A 2,411-nucleotide genomic window follows, 5' to 3' on the forward strand; every position below is an offset into this window, starting at 1 on the left:
GAGAAGTGCCAGATGGGGTGGGAAGACCAGAGGAAAACCTGGAGTATTACAAATCCTTAAAATTCCCTTATGCTCCTGGAACTTAGAACTCAAGGGCATTTATGAGCGTTTTTTTTGATTAACTTTCATCAGTCTTTTAAGAAAATAACTTAAGGACCTTGATAAATAATATCAACAACTTTTAAGTACTAAATAATGTAACTAAAACCAATCTATGGATCCTTCGAAATTTAGAATCTTAAGTGTGAATTTGCTGGCTGCAATCCTACTTTTTGGATGCAAGGACAAAACAACAAACAAAATAACAGAATCTTCCATAGATGAGCTTCCCGAAGATACTGTCTCAATCATCCGGGTAAACCCTTTGCCGCTAATTTCAGATATCTATACTGCTGATCCATCGGCACATGTATTTGAAGGGAAATTGTACATCTATCCTTCCCACGATTTTGAATCGGGTGTTCCGGAAGATGATTTAGGGAGTCATTTTGATATGAACGACTATCATGTATTCTCGATGGATAGTATAGGAGGTAATGTTACAGATCACGGCGTTGCTTTGCACATTAAAGACGTTCCCTGGGCAGGAAGGCAGATGTGGGCCCCTGATGCGGCAGAAAAAAATGGTGTCTATTATTTCTATTTCCCTGTAAAGGATAAATCGGATATATTTAAAATTGGCGTAGCCACAAGTGAAAATCCTTTTGGGCCATTTAATGCAAAAGAGCAGCCTATTGAAGGAAGTTTTAGTATGGATCCTGCTGTTTTTGAAGATACCGATGGTGTCTATTATATGTATTTTGGGGGTATTTGGGGAGGTCAGTTACAACGATGGGCTAGTGGAACCTATAAGGAAGAAGATACCTACCCCGTTACAGACCAACCTGCCTTAACTCCTAAAATCGCGAAACTTGCTGATAATATGTTAAGTTTTGCAGAGACCCCAAAAGATGTGCAGATTCTTGATAAAAATGGTAACCCAATACTGGCAGGTGATAATGAACGACGTTTCTTTGAAGCTGCATGGGTTCATAAGTATAATGGAAAGTATTATTTTTCCTATTCAACAGGTGACACTCATAATATAGCATATGGTATTGGAGATAACCCATACGGTCCATTTACTTATGAAGGGGTAATCTTAAAACCGGTTTTAGGCTGGACCAATCATCATTCAATAGTTGAATACAACGGCAAGTGGTGGTTGTTTTATCATGACAGCTTTCTTTCGGGAGGGAAAACACATCTAAGAAATGTTAAAATAACAGAATTGCAATACAATAAAGACGGGACTATTAAAACCATAAATTCTATGGCGGATTAAAGATTTGATTTATCATCGTTCCACTTTGATCCAAAATAATATTAATACAACTTTTAAAGATATAATTAAAAGCCATTTAAGTATTAAAACAATAATCAGACAATGTCAAACCAAAAAACTCTAACCATCTTCCTCTTAATTTTATTCCTGTCATTGCAATCCATTATTGGTCAGGAAAATAAAATCATAATACACACAAATAAAGCAAAAGACACAATAAGTAAACATATTTATGGTCATTTTGCAGAGCACTTAGGGAGGGGTATTTATGATGGTTTTTATGTAGGTAAAGCCTCAGAAATCCCCAATATTAATGGAATCAGAAAGGATGTTGTAGAGGCGCTGAGAGAATTGGAAATACCGGTATTAAGATGGCCCGGAGGGTGTTTTGCTGAACAATACCAATGGAGAGATGGGATTGGCCCTGTTAAGGACAGACCACTTGTGGTGAATACATTTTGGGGTGGTGTTACGGAAGATAATTCCTTTGGAACCCACGAGTTTTTGGAACTGTGTGAGTTGTTGCAAACAGAACCTTATATTGCAGTCAATATAGCGAGCGGTACAGTAAAAGATGCCTATCAGTGGGTAGAGTATGTAACTTCTGATAAGGACAGTGAAATTACTAGGTTGAGAAGCAAAAACGGCAGGGAGCATCCCTGGGATGTTAAATTTTGGGGCATAGGTAATGAGAACTGGGGTTGTGGTGGTAGCATGAACGCCCAATACTACACCAATGTATTTAAAAGATTTAGTACTTACTGCAATGCCGAATATAAAATTGCAAGTGGTGGCATCTATGATGATTTGGAATGGACTAAAACCTTTATGACCGGTATTAAAGATACGCCTGGTTATTTAAATATTGCACATGGATTGTCCTATCACTATTATACCATTGTTAATAATTGGGAGGTTAAAGGCTCTGCAACAGATTTTGTGGAAAATGAGTGGTTTAAAAGCATGCTAAATACATTGAAGATGGAGGGGAATCTGGAAGATCATATTGCCATCATGGATGAACACGACCCCGATAATACTATAGCTTTAATTGCAGATGAGTGGGGCACCTGGTACGATGTGGAAC

2 protein-coding genes are annotated in these 2,411 nt (G+C 37.8%); both read left to right on the forward strand.

Annotated elements, in window-relative coordinates; genetic code table 11:
- The first annotated feature begins 214 nt into the window (after positions 1 to 214).
- Positions 215 to 1,324 (forward strand): glycoside hydrolase family 43 protein, encoded by a 1,110-nt coding sequence (locus WBN20_RS00630; RefSeq protein ID WP_424280340.1) that lies wholly within the window; start codon positions 215 to 217, stop codon positions 1,322 to 1,324.
- A 102-nt stretch (positions 1,325 to 1,426) separates the two neighbouring features.
- A partial coding sequence (locus WBN20_RS00635) for an alpha-N-arabinofuranosidase (protein WP_424280341.1) occupies positions 1,427 to 2,411 on the forward strand: 985 nt, incomplete at its 3' end.

The organism is Eudoraea sp., assembly GCF_049665975.1.
GTDB lineage: Bacteria > Bacteroidota > Bacteroidia > Flavobacteriales > Flavobacteriaceae > Eudoraea.

Coding starts and splice junctions, on each gene's coding strand:
- WBN20_RS00630 (WP_424280340.1), top strand. CDS start 215: ATGGATCCTTCGAAATTTAGAATCTTAAGTGTGAATTTGCTGGCTGCA.